The sequence below is a fragment of the Geminocystis sp. genome (assembly GCF_041753295.1).
GTDB lineage: Bacteria > Cyanobacteriota > Cyanobacteriia > Cyanobacteriales > Cyanobacteriaceae > Geminocystis.
The window spans coordinates 14,171-33,074 of the sequence record NZ_JBGSUU010000039.1 but is presented as its reverse complement, the minus strand read 5'-3'; the positions used below and the strand labels follow the sequence as shown (position 1 = coordinate 33,074).

At 31.9% G+C, this 18,904-nt stretch carries 18 protein-coding genes; 10 read left to right on the top strand and 8 right to left on the bottom strand.

All coding sequences use genetic code 11. The features are described from left to right. Positions 1–105: 105 nt before the first annotated feature. Entirely contained in the window at positions 106–1,065 is a 960-nt protein-coding gene (locus tag ACEW8E_RS03915; RefSeq protein WP_373479031.1) for a RecQ family ATP-dependent DNA helicase, read from the bottom strand. Positions 1,066–1,361: 296 nt separating this feature from the next. Between ACEW8E_RS03915 and ACEW8E_RS03910 the strand changes: the two genes are divergently transcribed. Beyond that, positions 1,362–2,297, top strand: coding sequence for a class I SAM-dependent methyltransferase (locus ACEW8E_RS03910; RefSeq protein ID WP_373479030.1), 936 nt, complete (start codon positions 1,362–1,364; stop codon positions 2,295–2,297). Positions 2,298–2,346: 49 nt separating this feature from the next. On the opposite strand, the gene ACEW8E_RS03905 is transcribed toward ACEW8E_RS03910, so the two are convergent. The 3 genes from ACEW8E_RS03905 to ACEW8E_RS03895 all read right to left on the bottom strand — a co-directional run bounded on the left by ACEW8E_RS03905 (position 2,347) and on the right by ACEW8E_RS03895 (position 3,879). Then, the gene (locus ACEW8E_RS03905; RefSeq protein WP_373479029.1) at positions 2,347–2,712 is read right to left on the bottom strand and encodes a hypothetical protein; all 366 of its coding nucleotides are present in this window, start codon (positions 2,710–2,712) and stop codon (positions 2,347–2,349) included. Between the two features lie 169 nt (positions 2,713–2,881). Further along, a complete protein-coding gene (locus ACEW8E_RS03900; RefSeq protein ID WP_373479028.1) occupies positions 2,882–3,238 on the bottom strand; it encodes an iron-sulfur cluster assembly accessory protein in 357 nt (118 codons plus the stop codon). Between the two features lie 50 nt (positions 3,239–3,288). Then, positions 3,289–3,879, bottom strand: a complete 591-nt coding sequence (locus ACEW8E_RS03895; protein ID WP_373479027.1) for a peroxiredoxin — start codon at positions 3,877–3,879, stop codon at positions 3,289–3,291. Between the two features lie 297 nt (positions 3,880–4,176). Here ACEW8E_RS03895 and ACEW8E_RS03890 point away from each other — a divergent pair, with 297 nt between their 5' ends. The 6 genes from ACEW8E_RS03890 (at position 4,177) to sbcD (ending at position 12,071) form a co-directional block, all read left to right on the top strand. After that, positions 4,177–4,581, top strand: a complete 405-nt coding sequence (locus ACEW8E_RS03890; RefSeq protein ID WP_373479026.1) for a hypothetical protein — start codon at positions 4,177–4,179, stop codon at positions 4,579–4,581. Between the two features lie 142 nt (positions 4,582–4,723). Further along, entirely contained in the window at positions 4,724–6,976 is a 2,253-nt protein-coding gene (locus ACEW8E_RS03885) for a glycoside hydrolase (protein WP_373479025.1), read from the top strand. Between the two features lie 303 nt (positions 6,977–7,279). Beyond that, positions 7,280–7,765: a chemotaxis protein CheW gene (locus tag ACEW8E_RS03880; protein ID WP_373479024.1), complete on the top strand. Its 486-nt coding sequence runs from the start codon at positions 7,280–7,282 to the stop codon at positions 7,763–7,765. Positions 7,766–7,847: 82 nt separating this feature from the next. Further along, the gene (locus tag ACEW8E_RS03875; RefSeq protein ID WP_373479023.1) at positions 7,848–9,023 is read left to right on the top strand and encodes an NAD(P)/FAD-dependent oxidoreductase; all 1,176 of its coding nucleotides are present in this window, start codon (positions 7,848–7,850) and stop codon (positions 9,021–9,023) included. Positions 9,024–9,247: 224 nt separating this feature from the next. After that, a complete protein-coding gene (locus ACEW8E_RS03870) occupies positions 9,248–10,846 on the top strand; it encodes a PilT/PilU family type 4a pilus ATPase (protein ID WP_373479022.1) in 1,599 nt (532 codons plus the stop codon). 1 nt (position 10,847) lies between these two features. Beyond that, positions 10,848–12,071, top strand: a complete 1,224-nt coding sequence (gene sbcD, locus ACEW8E_RS03865) for an exonuclease subunit SbcD (protein ID WP_373479033.1) — start codon at positions 10,848–10,850, stop codon at positions 12,069–12,071. Between the two features lie 736 nt (positions 12,072–12,807). On the opposite strand, the gene ACEW8E_RS03860 is transcribed toward sbcD, so the two are convergent. The 3 genes from ACEW8E_RS03860 to ACEW8E_RS03850 form a co-directional block, all read right to left on the bottom strand. Beyond that, complete coding sequence (locus ACEW8E_RS03860) at positions 12,808–13,530, bottom strand: 2-phosphosulfolactate phosphatase family protein (RefSeq protein ID WP_373479021.1); 723 nt, start codon at positions 13,528–13,530, stop codon at positions 12,808–12,810. A gap of 143 nt (positions 13,531–13,673) precedes the next feature. After that, positions 13,674–13,979: an RNA-binding protein gene (locus tag ACEW8E_RS03855; protein ID WP_066348734.1), complete on the bottom strand. Its 306-nt coding sequence runs from the start codon at positions 13,977–13,979 to the stop codon at positions 13,674–13,676. 190 nt (positions 13,980–14,169) lie between these two features. Next, positions 14,170–14,448, bottom strand: coding sequence for a DUF2470 domain-containing protein (locus tag ACEW8E_RS03850; protein WP_373479020.1), 279 nt, complete (start codon positions 14,446–14,448; stop codon positions 14,170–14,172). Positions 14,449–14,503: 55 nt separating this feature from the next. Between ACEW8E_RS03850 and ACEW8E_RS03845 the strand changes: the two genes are divergently transcribed. Beyond that, the gene (locus ACEW8E_RS03845) at positions 14,504–15,241 is read left to right on the top strand and encodes an RNA methyltransferase (protein WP_373479019.1); all 738 of its coding nucleotides are present in this window, start codon (positions 14,504–14,506) and stop codon (positions 15,239–15,241) included. Between the two features lie 463 nt (positions 15,242–15,704). Continuing rightward, positions 15,705–16,757: a serine hydrolase gene (locus tag ACEW8E_RS03840; protein ID WP_373479032.1), complete on the top strand. Its 1,053-nt coding sequence runs from the start codon at positions 15,705–15,707 to the stop codon at positions 16,755–16,757. 102 nt (positions 16,758–16,859) lie between these two features. Here the strand turns inward: ACEW8E_RS03840 and metK are convergent, their stop codons facing one another. Continuing rightward, positions 16,860–18,116: a methionine adenosyltransferase gene (gene metK / locus ACEW8E_RS03835; RefSeq protein ID WP_373479018.1), complete on the bottom strand. Its 1,257-nt coding sequence runs from the start codon at positions 18,114–18,116 to the stop codon at positions 16,860–16,862. Between the two features lie 172 nt (positions 18,117–18,288). Between metK and ACEW8E_RS03830 the strand changes: the two genes are divergently transcribed. Then, the gene (locus tag ACEW8E_RS03830) at positions 18,289–18,798 is read left to right on the top strand and encodes a DUF1176 domain-containing protein (protein ID WP_373479017.1); all 510 of its coding nucleotides are present in this window, start codon (positions 18,289–18,291) and stop codon (positions 18,796–18,798) included. The last annotated feature ends 106 nt before the right edge of the window (positions 18,799–18,904 follow it).

Sequence of the window (18,904 nt, the reverse complement as noted above, 5' to 3'; positions counted from 1 at the left end):
GTTACGAGCGATCGCTCGTCGGCTCTGGTACACAGCACGCCTCTGTGATAATTTAAGAGAGTAATAAAGATACGTGCGCGTAGCGTGCCTTCGGCATCACCTTATCTAAAAATCATACTTTAATTCAGCAACGCCACTTTTATTTATACCCATACCAAAAGCGCAAGTACAAACAACAAATTTTATTCTCTCTTTTAGCCAATCAGATTCAACTTTTCGCCGAATATCACTACTCAATCCGCCGTGATAGGCTTGATTTGGATAACCTTCATTTTTAAGGAAATTTGCTAATTCTTCACTATCTTTTCTCGTGCGCACATAAATTAAGCCATTTTTATCTTTATTTCTCTCAATATATTTAATTAACTCTTGTTTTCTTCCTCTTGGTGTCCAAATAGTTTTTACTTGTATCTTTAAATTATCACGGTAAGGGCTAATTAAAAATTTTTCAGGATTAGATAATTGTAAAGATTGAATAATAATTTTTTGGGTATTAATATCAGCAGTAGCAGTAAAACAGGCTATTGCTATTTTGGTATCTGATGGTTTATTCTTAAGCAATAGTGGGCGAATACTGCCTAAACGTCGATAAGTTGGGCGAAAAGACTCTCCCCATTGCGCTAAACAGTGAGCTTCATCTAAGATTAAACCATTAATTTTGATTTCTGGGCGGCTAATTATTTCCCATATTGGTGGTGAAAGTAAAGTTTCTGGTGATAAATAAAGTAACTTTAATTGTTGTGATTTTAATGCGGAAAGGGTATTTTTACGATTAATTTTACTAATTTCACTGTGTAAAATTCCAGCAGATAAATTTTTTTCTCGTAATTCTTGTACTTGATTTTCCATTAAGGCAACTAAAGGAGAAATTACCAAAGTTAACCCATCTTGTAATAAAGCTGGTAATTGAAAACAAAGAGATTTTCCTCCTCCTGTTGCCATAACAATTAAACAATCTTTTCCTGTTAAAATTGTTTCCATAATTTCTGCCTGTGGTTTCCGAAAATCGTCATAACCCCAGTATTGTTTAAGAATATTTTTTAACCCTTCTATATCATTATTCATCTGAGTAAGAATTAATTAAAGATAGTAACAAAATATGAGAAAAATTTTCTCTTTCATCAAATTAGATAAATACTCAACTATTATATAATATAAATAATTTAGGCTCTTCTACAGTAATTGTGATAATTTAGTAGTAAATAATCGTTAAAAGTGTCGAGATATAATAGGTTTAGGATTTTAAAAATGCATAAGTTATAAATTTACAGTTTTAATTTAACCTGACACCTGCTACCTAATACCTGACACCTTTTTTTAGACATAATTTATCACAATCAAAGTAACAAAGTCATAATTTATTGATTAATTTAACTAGAATGAAACAATTGCTTAAAGATAAAATAGATAACTTTTTATTAAGGGTAAAAATTCCTTATCTTTCTTTTTTAGTATTTCGTAATAAAGAGCTTGAAAAACTTTCCGCAGATTTAGAAAATATCCGTCAAAAACAACAAGATATTCTTGATAAATTAGGCACTAAATTTCGCTCAGAAATCGACGATAAAGATTCAAGATATTTGATCTCAAAAAATGATAAATTGCAAGTAGAAATTAAACCATTTAATACTTATCCTCATAGTTTTATTAAAGTAACAAATAACGAATATATTTTTGAAGAAAAACTATTATATAGTCATTTAGGATTAGCAAAATTAATTATAGACTATGAATTTAATCATGTTTTAGATATTGGTTCTCGTAATGGTACAAGTGCAAGACTTTTTTCTTTTTTAGGTAAAAATGTCACAACTATCGAAATGTCAGAAGATTTTGAAGCGGATTATGTTGGTGATTATTTAGAGGTTTCTTTTCCACAACAATTTGATGCTATTTGGTGCAGTCATGTATTAGAACATCAAAGAAATATTGGCACTTTTTTAGATAAAATATATCAAGATTTAAAAGAAGGTGGTATATTAGCAATTACAGTGCCTTCTTCTTTATGTCCTTTAATGATAGGACATCCTAATATTTTTACTCCTTTACATTTAGTTTATCATTTAGTTTTAGCAGGTTTTGATTGTCAAAATGTGAGAATTAAATATTATGATTGGCAATTTACAATTTTATTAGAAAAAAAGAGTAATAATATCAAATCAATTAGTTTGGCTTCTACTCATTATCTTGATTCAACTCCTATTGCTTTAGTGGAAAATTTATTAAGTTATTTTCCTTTAGATATTCCTGAAAATGGTCATATTTGGGGTGAAGTTGAGTCCTTAAATTGGGAATAAAAATGATTAAATTGCTAAGATTATATTAAGAAAATTATAAATTTATTTCTTAAGAAATGTCTCGAATATAAAAAGGTTTTTCTTGCCAATCTACTAACCAATTTTGTTCATTTAAGTACTTTAATAAAGGCATAACTAATTCTAAATTACGACAAAACCAGTATTGTTTTTCTTGATTATCTCCTATAAATATAACCTGATATTGATAAGCATGACCTAGAGTTTTTAATAATCCGGGATATTTTTTTAACTCTTTTTTTATTTGTGATTGAGAATAAGTAATAATACTATTTTTTTGAAAATGATAAGGAATTTTTACTTGAGGTAAAGTTATTTTTTTTTCAGGTAATTTATTATCAATCTTCTGAGGAGGAATAATTTTCGGTTGCGATTTTTTATGATAAAAAGAAAACATTTTTATAATTAATAGTTAACGACTAAATCCCCAAATATGGGGACTTTTAATTTAATTATTTATTCTGCTAGGGGAGTTGTGAAAAGTTTTTAGTATCAGCTATCAGACAGATTTATTTTTAATCTTTAAGTCTTCACCAATGATTTAAAGATTGCTAAATAAACAGAAATTATGCTGCAAAAGATTTTCCACAACCACAGGTTTGATTTGCATTCGGATTAGTGAATTGAAATCCTCCGCCAATCATTGCGTTACTATAGTCTAAAACTAAACCGTACAAAAATAATAAACTTTTGCGATCGCAAATTATTTTAAAACCATCATAATCAAAAATATCATCATGTTCGGTGATGTTACTTGTATTTTCAAAGTCCATTAAATAAGACATTCCAGAACAACCACCCTGCCTAACACCTACCCGTAAACAGAGATCTTCATTACCCTGTTGTTGTCTTAACATTAAAACGTGTTTGAGGGCATTTTCTGTTAATTGAATACCTTTAGAAACTGCTATTGCTTGTGTCATAAATTTCAATTATTAACTTTGGTTTTCTTACTATTCTACACTTATATCTGTTAACCGAGAGAGGAAAAGTAAACTTTAGATTTAACAGGATCTGGATTCATAGTTTTATCTCCTTCTTGCCATCCTACAGGACAAACTTCATTTTCATGGGATTGTACATACTGAATCGCTTTTAATACTCGTAAAGTTTCGTCAACGCTACGTCCAAAAGAAAGATTATTGACTGTTATATGTTGTATAAAACCTTGAGAATCAATAATGAATAAACCTCTTAAAGCTACACCAGCATTAGGTTCTAAGACATTATAAGCGGTACTGATTTCTTTTTTTAAGTCAGAGATTAAAGGATATTCAATGTCACCAATACCCCCTTGTTTTCTGTCAGTTTGAATCCATGCTAAATGAGCAAATTCGCTGTCAACGGATACTCCTAACACCTCTGTATTTAAACTTTTAAATTCATGATGGCGATCGCTAAAAGCAATAATTTCCGTAGGACAAACGAAGGTAAAATCAAGAGGATAAAAAAATAAAACGAGATATTTACCTAAATAATCAGATAATTTAATTACCTTAAACTCTTGTTCAATAACGGCAGTAGCCGTAAAATCTGGTGCAAGTTGTCCTACTCGAATGGTCATAATTTTAATAAGATATTAGATAATGATTGAATTTATCATAAAAATTAAATAAATAGGCAAAATTAATTATATGTTTATTTTATAAAAAAGAACAGGCAAAAAAGATTATTAGTTATTTTTATGAATTTTAGAATATACAAATTTTTTAAAATTAATACTTAATTGATAATTATTTACTTTTATTTAATCCTAATTTATTATCAGTGAATTATAAAATTATTAGTGAAGATAGAAAATAAGAATATAGAATATAATAAAAATTTAATATATTAAGCCCATAAAATTTATTTTAAAAATATGTTTAAATATATATCTTTAATTAGCATAATTTCTCTATTAATATTATTCACAAATAGCTTAATTTTACCAGTATTTTCTATTTCTGATCAAATTAGTAAAACTTCTCCTCCCATAAAACCAGAAAAGGGTTGGAGTGTTTGGCAACGTTGGGTAGATTTTCCTTTTGATAAAATTGACGTGGGACTTTCTAATCTGGATTTAGGAGGAATGTTAGAATTTGAATATAGTTGTTTTGGTTCAGTAACCGATGATAATAATAACATTAAACAAGAAACTTATTGGTATCGCATTGCCAATAAAATCGAAAAAATTGGTCAAAATAAATATATCCAAATAGAAGTGGGTTGTTGGTTAAATGATGATTTTAAATCCACCACAACTTTAACAGGAATTAAAAATTAAATATTCTTTTTACATCTAATAAATATATTTGAAATTTATCTAGTTCAAATTTAGAGGTTAAGAAAGTTTACGAGATCTCTATAATAAAAAAAATGTTGACTAAGATTAACTGATAAAGATTAATTATCTCTACCTTGAAATTATGACTCACCCTCTTTACGTTGCGTTTATCTGGCATCAACATCAGCCACTATATAAATCTAGCCTCTCTACTAATGATTTTGGTGGTCAATATCGTTTACCTTGGGTTAGGTTACATGGTATCAAGGATTATTTAGACTTAGTTTTAATTCTTGAAAAATATCCTTTATTACATCAAACTGTCAACCTCGTTCCTTCTTTAATCTTACAGTTAGAAGAATACGCTAATGGTACAGCCATTGATCCTTATTTAGCATTAACTTTAACCCCCGTAAGTGAATTAAAGTCAGAAGAAAAACAATACATCATTGAGCATTTTTTCGACGCTAACCATTATCATTTAATTCGCCCTCATCCTCGTTATGAGCAACTTTACCAACAACGTCATTTAAAAGGTGAACAATGGTGTTATGAATATTGGCAAGATCAAGATTATAGTGATTTATTGGCATGGCATAATTTAGCATGGTTTGATCCTCTTTTCTGGGATGATCCTGAAATTGCTAGTTGGTTACAAAAAGGTGATAATTTTACTTTAAGCGATCGCCAAAATATTTGTGCGAAACAACAAGAAATTATTGCCCGTATCATTCCGCAACATAAAAAAATGCAGGAAACAGGACAATTAGAAGTTACTACCACTCCTTACACCCATCCCATTTTGCCCTTATTATCGGATACTAACGCAGGAAGAGTGGCTATTCCTAATTTACCTTTACCAGACATTCGTTTTCAGTGGGAAGAAGATATACCTCGTCATCTCAATAAAGCATGGAATATTTATGAAGATAGATTTGGGCGATCGCCAAGGGGATTATGGCCTAGTGAACAATCTGTGAGTCCATCAATATTGCCTTATATAGCGAAAAAAGGTTTTAACTGGTTATGTTCTGATGAAGCAATGTTAGGGTGGAGTAGTAATCACTTTTTCCATCGAGATGAAATGGGTAATTTATACGAGCCTGAATTTTTATATCGCCCTTATCGACTCGAAACTCCCGAAGGAGATTTAAGCATCGTTTTTCGAGATCATCGTTTGTCAGACTTAATCGGTTTTACCTACGGTGCAATGAATCCAGCACAAGCAGCCGGAGACTTAATCGGGCATTTAGAAGCCATTTCACGGCGTTTAAAAGAAAGACAATGGGGAGATAAAAGCACTTTAGAAAATCCTTGGTTAGTGACAATTGCTCTTGACGGAGAAAATTGCTGGGAATTTTATGAAAAAGATGGTAAACTATTTTTAGAATCCCTTTATAGTCGCTTATCCCAACAACCACAAATCAAGTTAGTTACAGTATCGGAATTTATCGATCAATTTCCCCCCACAGAAACCCTCAATAGTAAGAGTTTACATAGTGGATCATGGGTTGATGGTAACTTTAACACATGGATAGGCGATCCTGCCAAAAACCGTGCATGGGATTATTTAAACGCTGCTAGACAAACTTTAGCAAAACATACTGAAGCCACAGAAGAAAGTAACCCCGAAGCATGGGAAGCATTATACGCCGCCGAAGGCTCAGATTGGTTTTGGTGGTTTGGTGATCCTCATCATTCCAACCATGATGCAATGTTTGATCAACTATTTAGAGAACACTTGATCGTTTTATACCAATCCTTAGATGAAACTCCCCCTGAATATTTATATCAACCTGTGGCTGCCGTCGAAACAAAATTAGCTAATGACTATTTACCAGCTAGTTTTATTCACCCCGTGATAGATGGACGTGGCATTGAAGAAGATTGGGAAAAGGCTGGAAAAATCAAAATTGGTGGAGCAAGGGGCACTATGCACAAAGCAAGTATCATTCCAGCTATATTTTATGGTTGGGATCACCTTAATTTTTACTTCCGTTTTGACTTAAAACCGGGGGTAAAGGCAGGACAAGATTTACCCTCAGAATTAAATTTAGTCTGGTTTTATCCGGGTAGATTAACCCATAATAATCAAATTTTGATCGGTAATTTACCTGATGAAGCACCATTAAACTATTATTATCGTCATCAAGTGTCTATAAATTTATTAACTAAAACTATTTGGTTACAGGAAGCAGGAGATAATGGTAACTGGCATTCTCGTCATTGTGAAGGAAAAGTTGCCTTAGATTCTTGTATAGAAATTTCTATACCTTGGAAAGATTTACATATTGATCCTGATGCTGAAATTAGTTTACTAGCTATTTTGTCAGAAAATGGTCAATATAAAGAACATTTACCTGAAAATAACTTTATTCGTTTACAAGCACCATAGTAATTAATAATTAACAATTAACAATTAACAATTAACAATGTACAATTAATTATGCTTCTGTTACTTTGATTATGATTAATTTTTCCTTGAAAAAGGAGTCAGGTATCAGGTGAATCTATAACAAATTTAATTATTAATTCTTATAATCTTTAATAGTGCCAATTTTATAACGTTTATTTTATCTGAATTTATTATAACTACTATAGAAGAGCGAAACTTATTAATTATAAAAAGAAATAGAAAAATAAAAAATAATTGATAATTACTATAATTTTTTGCTAATTTTTAATAAAATAAAAACTTATGAATACAGCTAATTTATCTCGAAAACAAGTTACAGCAAATACTCAAAAAATTAAATTTTTAGTCTTTCCTATAGACAATCTTAATGTAGCTTTACATATTGACTCCATAAAAAAAATAATTAATTATTTAACAATTTTTAGCAGTGGTTTAAATCATTATGGATTAGTTAGTATTGGAGAGGAAGAAATTACCGTTATTGATTTACATAAACGTTTATTTAATACTGTACAAGTGTTAGGAATAGAAGATAAAAAATATTTGCTTTTAGCATTAAATAGTAATAATGAAACTTTTGGGATTTTAATTAAAAATGCTCCAGAATTATATGATATTCCTTTAAATCAAATTCGTGTTTTACCACCATCTTATCGTCGTGCTGACACTTTAAAGATTGCTTCTCATGTAACAGTTATTATGGGAGAAAATAACGAAGAAAAAACTATCTTTATTTTAGATCCTGATGAGTTAATTGCACCAGTTTAAAAAAAAGTGAGGTTATCCTGCCTTTGATTTCTTGTTTATTATTGTAAAATAAAGCAAAGGTTTCTTTCGGAGTAATAGTAACGTGAAAAAAATTGTCATTCTTGGTGGAGGATTTGGTGGATTATATACTGCTTTAAAATTAATAGAATTAAACTGGAGTAAAACTTTACCAGAAATTACTATTATTGATAAAAATGATCGCTTCGTGTTTTTACCTCTACTTTATGAGTTAATCACCGAAGAAATGCAAAGTTGGGAAATTGCGCCTTATTACAGCGATTTATTAGCTAATACGCCGATAAAATTTGTTCAAGATACCGTTACCAATGTTAATTTTGAGGAAAAAACTGTTGATTTAGCTAATCATTCTAGTTTAATTTATGATCGTCTTGTCATTGCTTTAGGGGGTAAAACTCCGACTAATTCCGTTGATGGTGCGTCTGAATATGTCATTGGTTTTCGTAGTTTAGAAAACGCTTATCGTCTCAAAGAAAAATTACGAGTATTAGAAAATTCTGATAAAGAAAGTATTAGAGTTGCAGTAGTTGGCGGTGGTTATAGCGGTGTGGAATTAGCTTTAAAAATTGCTGATCGTTTAAAAGAACGTGGTAAACTAAGGATTATTGATCGAGGTTCGGAAATTCTCTCTAAATCCCCAGAATTTAATCAAAAAACCGCTCAAAAAGCTCTTAGCGATCGCCAAATTTGGTTAGATTTAGAAACAGAAATAGAAAAAATAGAAGCAGATCAAATCACGTTATCCTATAAAAATAAAAACGATACAATTCCAGTGGATTTAGTATTATGGACAGTAGGGACAAAACCAGTCAAAATAATTAATGAATTGTCTTTGCCCAAAAATGACCAAGGAAAAATTAAGATTAATTCACAACTACAAGTAGAAAATTATCCAGAAATTTTTGCCATCGGTGATTTAGTAGAATGTGACGATGAGCAAGGAAAAGTATTACCAGCTACAGCTCAAGTTGCCTTTCAACAATCAGATTACTGTGCGTGGAATATTTGGGCGACAATGGAAGAAAAACCCTTATTACCTTTTGTGTATCAACCCCTAGGAGAAATGTTAGCTTTAGGTGTAGATAATGCAACTTTAAGTGGTTTAGGAATATCTTTAAATGGTAATTTAGCTTATTTAGCTAGACGTTTAGTGTATCTTTATCGTTTACCGACTTTTGAGCATCAATTAGCCGTAGCGTTAAATTGGATAACTTCACCTATAGCAACCTTACTTAAATAAGTTGGCTTGTATCTAAGTTAACCTCATTTTGATACTGATTTAGGTAGGTTTAAGGTTTAAAATAGCAGGTTTCAGATTTTAAATAGTCAGTTTAGAGACATTATTCAACATTCTTTCTAATTCTTAACTCCTAACTCCCATAAATTTTATTTCAAATTCAGGTAAAAATTAATAGGTAAAAGTACAATAGGAATGAGATATTCAAAAAACGTGGGAAAATAATTATGACACAATCTTCTGACAAACAAAGAAAACAACCTTTACCAGTACCACCTTTAATAACTAAAACCAAACCTCAAGAGACGACAAGTATAGAAGACGAAACTAAAATTAGTTCTAGTAATCCGTTTCCCTCTCTGGGTAAAAAAAGTACTCTGTCTAAATCGAGTCAAGGATTAAATATTCCCAATTTTGATGATGACGATGATGACGATGATTTTCTTTCAGGGGAAGAAACTCAAATAAATCTACCTAATGGAATACCCCCTTTAAGTTTAAATCGAAAACCACCTAATCTCACGCCTCCTTCTACATCTACGCCGATCAATCCGAGTAATAAAGACATTTCATCAAAACCACCAGTCACTATGCCAGTGGTAGGATTACGTCAAGCCCCCCCCATATCTTCAAATCCTGTCAAAAGTGTAGCTTTACCGGGTGAAACCGATGTAAGAAGAGGATCGGGCATGGATAGAACACCACCCCGATCTAGTCAACAAGCTGGAATACGTCCATCAAGTAACCCGTCAAGATCGCCCGGACAACCAGCTCTGAGTGAATTAGTTAAAATGGCTTACGATAATGGCTATTCTGATGTTCATTTAGGAGTTGGTGAATTACCACGAATGAGAGACAGAGGAGACATGATAACTTTAGATCAATATCCTGAAATTGATCTTAATACATTCATGAGTTGGTTACGGGAAATTTTGAAAGAAGAAGAAATACAACGGTTTAAAAAAGAGTTAGAATTTGATGGTGCAACTCAATACGATTTTGCAAGGGTTCGGATTAATGTTTTTGATACTCTCAGAGGTCCAGCGTTAGTATTACGTTTAATTCCTCTCAAAATTCTAACTATGGAACAATTACGATTACCGCCTATTTTTAGAGACATTTGTGATGCTCATAAAGGTTTAATTTTGATTACAGGACCAACGGGTTCAGGTAAATCGACTACCCTAGCCGCCATGATTGATTATATAAATACAGAACAACCTAAACATATTATTACCATTGAAGATCCTGTGGAATTTGTCCATAAAAGTCGTAAAGCCTTAATTAAACAAAGGGAAGTCGGCATGAATACCCATAAATTTGATAATGCCCTAAAAGCCTCTTTACGGGAAGATCCTGATATTATTCTTGTAGGGGAAATGCGAGATAAAGAAACGGTAAATACGGCGCTTAAAGCCGCCCAAACAGGACACTTAGTCATGGGTACTTTACATACTAATAGTGCTATTAAAACTTTGGAAAGGGTTTTTACCTTATATAGTGCAGAAGAACAACCAGCCATGCGTTCAGCTATCGCCGAATCCTTAGTCGGAATTATTGCTCAAGGGTTATGTCGTACCACTGACGGTAAACGAGCAGCCTATCATGATATTTTAATTAATACAGAAACTGTCAAAGATTATATCTTGAGTAATAAATATGAAGAAATCGGAATGCTAATGGATGAGGGAGAATTTGATGGCATGATCACAATGAATAAATCCTTATTTAATCTTTATCAAGAAGGGCTCATCACTGAAGAAATCGCCTTAGAAAGATCTCCCGTTCGTAATGAAATGGCGATGATGTTACGAGGTAGAATCTAAAATAGTGAAAATATTAAATTTAAGTGATATACACTTAGGTAGCAGTTTTCGTCACGGTAAAATAAACCCCGAAACACAACAAAATACTAGGTTAGAAGACTTTATCCATAGCCTAAGTATTTGTATTGATAGAGCTATTGATGAGGATGTGGATTTAGTACTATTTGGTGGTGATGCTTTTCCTGATAGTACTCCTGCTCCTTATATTCAATCCGCCTTTGCTAATCAATTTCGTCGTTTAGCACAGGGGAATATTCCCACGGTATTATTAATCGGGAATCATGATCAACATACCCAAGGAAGTGGAGGCGCAAGTTTATCTATTTATCGTACTTTAGCTGTACCTAATTTCATTGTCGGAGAACATCTTGAAACCCATTTAATTAAAACAAAATCAGGACTAATTCAAGTTATTACTTTACCTTGGTTGACTCGTTCTGTATTACTAACTCGCCCTGAAACTGAAGGGTTATCTATGGAACAGATTAACCAATTATTAATTCAAAAAATCGAGCCTTGTTTAGAAGATGAAATTAGGCGTTTAAATCCTGATATTCCCACTATTTTACTCGCTCACGTCATGGCCGAAAGAGCAAGTTTGGGTGCAGAAAGATTTTTAGCTGTTGGTAAGGGTTTTCAAATTCCTTTATCTATGTTAATTCGCTCTGAATTTGATTATGTTTCTTTGGGTCATGTTCATAAACATCAAAATCTCAATCCTAAAAATAATCCTCCCGTAGTTTATCCCGGTAGTATTGAGCGTGTAGATTTCTCGGAAGAAAAAGAGGAAAAAGGTTACGTTTTAATTCATCTTAACCATAAACAAGTTCATTGGGAATTTTGTGTTTTACCCGCTCGTTCTTTTATTACCATTGAAGTTGATCTTAGTCATAGTGTTCATCCCGAAACAGATCTTCTTGAGGCGATCGCCAAATATAACATAGAAGATGCCGTAGTGCGGTTAATTTATCGTCTTCGATCAGAACAAATAGAATTAGTTAAAATGAATGTCATTAATGAAGTTTTATCTATAAGTCATACTTACACCATTAAAGCAGAAATTATCAGTCAATTAACTCGTGCGAGATTACCCGAATTGGGTATTGGTAAAAGTTTAGATCCTCTTTCTGCATTATCAACATATCTTAATAATAGACAAGATTTACAGGATTTAGTCCCCGATATGTTAGCTGCCGCTCAAAATTTATTAAGTGAAGTTTCGTAATATGTTATTTTAATATGACAAATAAGTAAATAGCCAAAATTAATTATATATTTACTTTATAAAATACAAAAGCAACAAAAATTATTAGTTATTTTGATTAATTTTAAAGTCCACAATTCCTAAATGCTTTAATTAAAAAAAATGTTTTTTTGCCTCTAAACACTTGTATTTTCTTGACAAAAATGTTATTATTTATATGATAGGAATATTTTGAATTTTAAGTATTAATAGTCAGATTTCTATTAGTATATACATACTATTGTCGCAAATTAATTAGAAAAAGTCAAGGTAAAAAAAGAAAAAATTTTATCATCGAACATAAACATCGTTTGTAGGTAACTTCAAAAAAAGCTACTGGTAATAAAAAAATAAGTCTTTCTTGAGGAAATTATTAAGCATTAAAAAATTAAACCTTTTGGCTTTTTCCCATTTAAAATGATAGATTTTAAGTTTTGAATAAAATAGTTATCAAATATCAAAATTTTATTATAACTGAAATCTTACATCAGATCAAAAAGACTTAATAAACAAAAGTAAAAAAATTAATTTTAGTCTAGTTTGAGTCAGTTTTAATCCTTTTAATCTATTACAGTTAATGAAAATAGGATGTAAGATCTGAGTTTAAGAAATTTATCACCTTACTTGATCCTGAATAGAAATCTCTTTCAAAATTCTCACAATAAGAGAAAATTGAAGAACTTTAGTAAGAGCAAATAAACATTTTTTGTAGTTAAAATTAAATAGTTAAAACACCTTTTTCTGTTTGCATTGGCACAGAAGAAACAATATTTTTTTGAGCACAATATTTTAAATCATCATCTAAATTTAACTTTAATAATCTTTGTCCATGACTTGATAAACTGAATAAATCTAATAAATTATCTTTCCATTGACGATATAAAGCGATAGCCGAAACGACTTCATCATTACCAATATTATCAGTATCATTAAAATCAACCAATTCAGAGGCAATAGCACCAGCGCAAACGGTATCTTCTAAAGAGTAACCGCCTTCCCATCCCGAACCTAGTAGCCACAATGTAGCTGGTTTATGTTCTTTTAAATAATTAACCACAGCTCCATAATTAATAATCGCTCCAGCAATTACTGTTTTTGCTGATTCAACTCTTTGTAATGAACGAGTACCATTGGTAGTACTAATAAATAATTGTTTATCTTTAACTATATCTGAAGAACAATCTAAAGGGGAATTTCCTAAATCACAACTTTCAACTTTTTTGCCGCCTCTTTCCCCTAGTCTTAATCGAGATTCTGAAGATAATAAATCACTTTCTGCTAATAACAAATCTATATCACTAAAGGCTTTGACTGATTTTGCTCCATTATTTAATGCTGTAACAATTGTCGTAGTTGCTCTTAGCACATCAATAACAACGGCACATTCAGGAATACAATTATCAGGAGTAGATTCAGGAGTATGATAAACAGAAATTTTCACGCTAATTTAGATGAAATAGAACATTACTGATTGTACATTAATCATGTCAAAAAAAATAACCTCTATCCAAAAAAAGAATAGAGGTTAGTTTTATTTAGAGTTAAAAACTAGAAGTAAAAACTTTAGTTAAACCTAAATATGTTTTAGTAGTTGCGAGAAAAACTATTACGTCTTCCACCGCCGCCACCGCCGCGAGAGTTATTTTCTTCACGGGGTTTAGCTTTATTTACTTTCATGTCACGGCCCATCCATTCCGCACCATCTAGCGCTTCAATTGCTGCGTTTTCTTCAGCGTCTGTATTCATTTCTACAAAACCAAAACCACGCATACGTCCAGTTTCACGATCAGTAGGGAGATAAACTCTTTTTACTGCTCCGAAATCTGCAAACGCAGAGGTTAAATGTGCTTCCGTAACATCATAGGATAAATTGCCTACATAGATTGACATAGTCTGTCTCCAAATTTTAATTTTGTGGTCAAGAGTCGCAATTCGGAGAGAAGCTTGTCAATCTTAAACTCGAAAAACTCGTGAATATCTTAAACAAATCTTTAAACCGATACTTAATCTTATCAGCTTTGATTATAACATCTATTTTTCACAATTGGGTTTTTTTTTTTTTTTTTTTGAAAATAATAATTTATTGATTTTTTTTGGCTTCTTTGAGCATTTCTACTAAGGTGTGATGAGCGTCTTTTGCGTCTGCTAATTTATGGTCAAATTCAATGCGTAGGGGTGTTTCTTCTCTATTCTTTATGGTCAAATACATTCCTTCATTATCAATAGATAACATTTTCGCACTTTCAATGGGGGAAATTTTCCCATAGAATTGAGCATATAAGGCGATGGCTTCTCCGTGATCTTCGTTCATGTGTTTACAGATGCGATCGCTGATAGTGGGAGTAATAGTTTCTGTCATATTTAGTAATGAGAAAAAGTAATGTTTGTATTTTATCATCAAAGGCAAAAGGAAAATGACGTTAATTGATGGAGTAAAAATTATTTTAGTTGAACCGGCTGGAGAACGAAATATTGGTTCTATTGCGAGGGTAATGCGTAATATGGGTTTAAGTCAATTGGTTTTGGTTAATCCTCGTTGTGACTATTTATCTGAAGATGCTCAAATTATGGCTGTTCATGGCATTGAAGTTTTAAAAAAAGCGGTTATTGTGGATTCTTTACCGATGGCTTTACAAGGTTGTCAACGGGCGATCGCCACGACGGCTAGGGCTAGGGGTATTCCCACTAAGTTAGAAACTCCCAGACAAGCGCTGGGGTGGTTAATAGAGAAAAATGTAACTTCAGGGTTGATTTTTGGTCCTGAAGATCGGGGTTTAAGTAATCAAGAATTGAGTTACGCTCAACGTTTTGTGTGTATTCCTGCTAATCCTGAATATCCTTCTTTAAATTTAGCTCAAGGGGTGGGAGTTTGTGCTTATGAACTTTATCAGGGGTTAAATGATCTTAATATTTCAGAAAATTCCGATTATGAGGGGATGGCAAATATTGAGGAGTTAGAGGGATATTATCAACATTTAGAGTCGGTATTATTGAATGTCAATTACTTATATCCTCATACGGCGGCGGTAAAAATGGAAAAGCTGCGCAGAATAGTTAATCGTAGTAATTTAAAAAGGAATGAACTTGCTATGGTTAGGGGTATTTTAAGACAAATACAATGGGCTATTAAAAAGACGAAGAATGATGAGTAAATAATCTTTGTTGCCCTTTGCCTTGCCCATTATTCTTATTCTATGTCAACCAATGATTTATAATAATCAAAGGTGATAGAGACAAAAAAATTGCACGAAATGAATGATTATGTTCTATAAATAAGTTAATATTTTTACATTTATTTAAGATTTAACAATTTGAGGGGAGAACTGAACTTTGGCTATATTTTTATCTCGAACTCACGGAGAAAATAACTACAATCGCAAAACCTCTGGAAAAGAGAGCAATCAAAGACAAGGTGCTCGGAGAAAACCATCGGGAAATGGCACAAGTTCTGTTCGTAGTAGGGTAGTGAGAAAAAGTAATTCTACTTTAATTAATAATAATGAAACCTTAGCACAGGAACAAACACAGCTACAAGTTTTGGGGAATAATTCTTCAGAGAATCTGGGAAATGTTATTTTTAACAATATTTTTCGATTAGCTATTGTGGGAGTGGGAATGGGTACTATTTTTGGAAGTATTCTGGCTAATACCGATTTAACTAAACCTTTATTTCCTAAAATTAACATACCTTTTGTGTCGGATATTACCAGCACAATGACTCCGTCACAAAAAGAAGAAAAAAGTGCGGAGGTTAAAGTAGTTGAAAAATCAGAAGTAAAAAATGTCTCTGATGAATCTGTAACTTTTACCCAAGAATTAAATTCTCTTAAAGAAAAATTAGTGAAACTAAAGGCTAAATATCCAGAGTTACAACCGGGAGCTTTTTTTGTTGACTTAGATAATGGTGCTTATGTTAACTTCAATGGAGATACACTTTATTCTGCGGCGAGTACTATTAAAATTCCTGTGTTAGTAGCATTTCTTCAGGATGTAGATGCTGGGAAGATTTATATTGATGAAAAACTTACTACCAGTAAAGCTAATATTGGCAGTGGTTCTGGTAGTATGCAATATCAACCTGTGGGTACTCAATTTACTGCTCTCTATACAGTCACGGAAATGATTATTAATAGCGATAATACTGCTACCAATATGATTATTGAAAGACTTGGAGGAAAAGATGTTTTGAATAAGCGTTTTCAGGAATGGGGTTTAAATTCAACGGTGATTAAAAATCCTTTACCTGATTTAGAGGGTACAAATACCACAACTCCAAAAGATTTAGGGATGGTGTTACTTAAGGTTAATCAAGGAGAATTAATTTCTCTTCGTTCTCGCGATCGCTTTTTTGAAATTATGACCCAAACTCGCACGAGAACTCTTTTACCTCAAGGATTAGAAAAAGATGCCAGAATTGCTCATAAAACAGGGGATATTGGCACAGTATTAGGAGATGCAGGAATAATTGATGTTACTACGGGTAAACGTTATATTGGAGCAGTTTTAGTGAAACGTCCTCATAATGATTATTCTGCTAGAACATTAATTCAAGAAATTTCTCGTACTGCGTACCAACATTTTAAATTTTATTCTCCTCGTGCTCCTTTACCAACTAAAGTGAATACAGTTTCAACTCCTGCGGAGGATGTTCCAATTGTAAAGCCTTAAACATCTTTTTAAAGATTTTTTCATTTTTGTTAATTTCAGCTTCGTTAGTCACAATAAGGGCTTAATATGTTAAGCCCCTACGATATACTTGCCTAAGAATTTTTAAGCAACAAGGGATTTGATTCCAAGAGCATCTTTAAGTAAAGGGGCTTTATCTGTTTTTTCCCAAGGTAAATCTAAATCTGTTCTGCCAAAATGACCATAAGCGGCGACATCTTGATAAAAACGCCCATTTCTTTGGGAAGGTAATGAGCATAAATTGAACATTTTGATAATTCCAGCAGGGCGTAAGTCAAAATGAGCTTTAATTAGGGGTAATAATTTTTCTTCAGGAATAGTGGAAGTTCCAAAGGTTTCAATAAAAATACTGACGGGTTGAGCAACACCAATGGCATAACTAACTTGTACTTCGCATTTAGTAGCTAAACCTGCAGCAACAATATTTTTAGCAACATAACGACAAGCATAAGAAGCACTACGATCTACTTTTGTAGGATCTTTTCCTGAAAAAGCACCACCGCCGTGACGAGAATAACCGCCATAGGTATCAATAATGATTTTACGTCCTGTTAATCCTGAATCTCCTTGAGGGCCACCAATAACGAATTTACCCGTAGGATTGAGTAAGAAACGAGTTTTATCGGTGGGTTTAATGGCTAAATCATGAAAAACAGGATTAACTACGACTTCTTGAATGGCATCTCTGAGAATTGCTTGAATTGCTTTATTATCGCTAATATTACCAATGGTAGCGGTATGTTGTGTAGAGATTAAAATAGTATCAATACCTACAGGTTGATCATTTTCATAGGCAATGGTAACTTGAGTTTTACCGTCAGGTCCTAAATAGGGCAATTCTCCTGATTTTCTGACTAAAGCTAAACGTCTAGCGGTACGATGAGCTACACTAATGGGTAAAGGCATTAATTCAGGGGTTTCGTTACAAGCAAAACCGAACATAATACCTTGATCTCCAGCTCCAATTTTGTCAAGTTCATCATCACTAAGATTTTCTCTTTGTTCTTGTGCTTGATCAACTCCTTGAGCAATATCGGCGGATTGTTCGTCTAAAGCGATTAAAACGGAGCAACTATCAGCAGAAAATCCATTTCCTGCGTCAGTATAACCAATATCAGCAATTTTTTTACGAGCTAAATCAATATAGTTAACTTGTGCTTTTGATGAAACTTCACCAGTAATCAAAACTAAACCTGTATTAACTACTACTTCTGCAGCCACTCGGCTAGATTGATCTTGAGTTAATAAAGCATCTAAAATGGTATCAGATATTTGATCACAGATTTTGTCCGGATGCCCCTCTGTAACGGACTCGGACGTAAATAGATAGTTACGACTCAATTTTTTTCCCTCGATGAATTTTGATCTTATCTAATATCATATAAGTTAACATTGCTGTAGAGCAAACTATTAAAAAATTTTTCTTCTAAATAATTTGTCTAATTTCTCTTTTAAAATTCTTAAATTTATTATTTATAGCTTAATAGTAAGTATTTTAAGCTGTCAAGAAGGGATGAAAAAGTCTGATAATGTAGTCAAGATTGAGCCTAAAAATAAACAAGAGATTATTAATAAAGTTTATACTCAACAAAAAAGTTTAAATTTATGTAATCAACAACAAGATAAAGGATTATCAAAAGATTCTGCTAATATATATTCATTAAATAATCAACAATATTTAATAGAAATTATTTGTTTTTTAGGTGCTTATCAAAGTAATTATCAATATCTATTTTTTGATCAAAATTTAGGAAAAATAGAAGTAATAAATTTTGATACTTTTGATAACAGTACTGATAATTTAAAGTTAATTAAAACTAATACTTTAAATGGGATGACGGATTTTGAGCTAACTAATCAGACTTTAATTTTAATCACTAAGTCTAGGGGAATGGGAGACTGTGGTAGTTTTGCTAGATATAAATGGACAAATAATCAATTTGAGTTAAAAGAATATCGTTACAAAAAAGATTGCGACGAGGTTTATATTTCTCCTGAAAATTATCCTCTTATTTACCCTTAAATAATAGTAGATTAAAAGTTATTAAATATTAAAAATTATAGTTTTTCTGATTAAAATTTAGATAAAAAATTATTGATTATTAAAAAAATCATTCCATTTATCTTAG

Excerpts from the sequence above, each read along its gene's own strand:
- ACEW8E_RS03895 (WP_373479027.1), bottom strand. The coding sequence starts at position 3,879 with ATGACCATTCGAGTAGGACAACTTGCACCAGATTTTACGGCTACTGCC.
- ACEW8E_RS03890 (WP_373479026.1), top strand. The coding sequence starts at position 4,177 with ATGTTTAAATATATATCTTTAATTAGCATAATTTCTCTATTAATATTA.
- ACEW8E_RS03840 (WP_373479032.1), top strand. The coding sequence starts at position 15,705 with ATGGGTACTATTTTTGGAAGTATTCTGGCTAATACCGATTTAACTAAA.
- ACEW8E_RS03915 (WP_373479031.1), bottom strand. The coding sequence starts at position 1,065 with ATGAATAATGATATAGAAGGGTTAAAAAATATTCTTAAACAATACTGG.
- ACEW8E_RS03900 (WP_373479028.1), bottom strand. The coding sequence starts at position 3,238 with ATGACACAAGCAATAGCAGTTTCTAAAGGTATTCAATTAACAGAAAAT.
- ACEW8E_RS03855 (WP_066348734.1), bottom strand. The coding sequence starts at position 13,979 with ATGTCAATCTATGTAGGCAATTTATCCTATGATGTTACGGAAGCACAT.
- ACEW8E_RS03880 (WP_373479024.1), top strand. The coding sequence starts at position 7,280 with ATGAATACAGCTAATTTATCTCGAAAACAAGTTACAGCAAATACTCAA.
- ACEW8E_RS03830 (WP_373479017.1), top strand. The coding sequence starts at position 18,289 with ATGAAAAAGTCTGATAATGTAGTCAAGATTGAGCCTAAAAATAAACAA.
- ACEW8E_RS03845 (WP_373479019.1), top strand. The coding sequence starts at position 14,504 with ATGACGTTAATTGATGGAGTAAAAATTATTTTAGTTGAACCGGCTGGA.
- ACEW8E_RS03885 (WP_373479025.1), top strand. The coding sequence starts at position 4,724 with ATGACTCACCCTCTTTACGTTGCGTTTATCTGGCATCAACATCAGCCA.
- ACEW8E_RS03905 (WP_373479029.1), bottom strand. The coding sequence starts at position 2,712 with ATGTTTTCTTTTTATCATAAAAAATCGCAACCGAAAATTATTCCTCCT.
- ACEW8E_RS03850 (WP_373479020.1), bottom strand. The coding sequence starts at position 14,448 with ATGACAGAAACTATTACTCCCACTATCAGCGATCGCATCTGTAAACAC.
- ACEW8E_RS03870 (WP_373479022.1), top strand. The coding sequence starts at position 9,248 with ATGACACAATCTTCTGACAAACAAAGAAAACAACCTTTACCAGTACCA.